The sequence below is a fragment of the Citrobacter sp. TBCS-14 genome, assembly GCF_005280805.1.
GTDB lineage: Bacteria > Pseudomonadota > Gammaproteobacteria > Enterobacterales > Enterobacteriaceae > Citrobacter > Citrobacter gillenii.
Genome location: NZ_SZWM01000279.1, coordinates 1 through 547 on the forward strand (window position 1 = coordinate 1; position 547 = coordinate 547).

General features: G+C 49.1%; 1 protein-coding gene. It reads right to left on the reverse strand.

The features are described from left to right. Positions 1-246, reverse strand: a 246-nt coding sequence (locus FDX22_RS12510; protein ID WP_146717274.1) for a PAS domain-containing protein, incomplete at its 3' end; no start/stop codon positions are given. Positions 247-547 lie beyond the last annotated feature (301 nt).

The window sequence follows — 547 nt, forward strand, 5'->3', positions numbered from 1 at the left end:
CGTCACTTCGTTATCCGTAAAGCCCTGGCCTGCTTCCAGGCTCTCTCGCATCAGTCCGATGTTTAAGGAGAAATAACTCAACAGATCGGGAAGCGGTGTCCCAAACAGTTTGCGGGAGCTTTGGGCGAGCAGCTGCTGTGCCGCCGGGTTGGCGTAATGTACCGCCAGCTCATCGTCGACGAGCAAAATGCTGTTGATTAAAGAATTGAGGATCTGCCCAGCATCGGGCAGCGTGCCGGTTGCCATTCAGCAGTCTCCTGAAAAAGGTTGCACCAATTTAGTGCATTATAGCTTTCACGTAGAANGTGTTGCACCAATTTAGTGCATTATAGCTTTTTACATCAAAAAAGCGCGAGAAAGCAGGTTGTTAGTGGAGAAAAAAGCCCATCCTGGGATGGGCTAAAAGTTCCACGGCAACTAAAACCTTCGTCTTTCTCCCGACAGCTGTGTTGGCTGCTTTCGCTCACCCTAGTCACTTACTTATGTAAGCTCCCGGGGATTCACTCAATTGCTGCCTTGCTGTAGCAAGAAATCCATTGGTTATTAC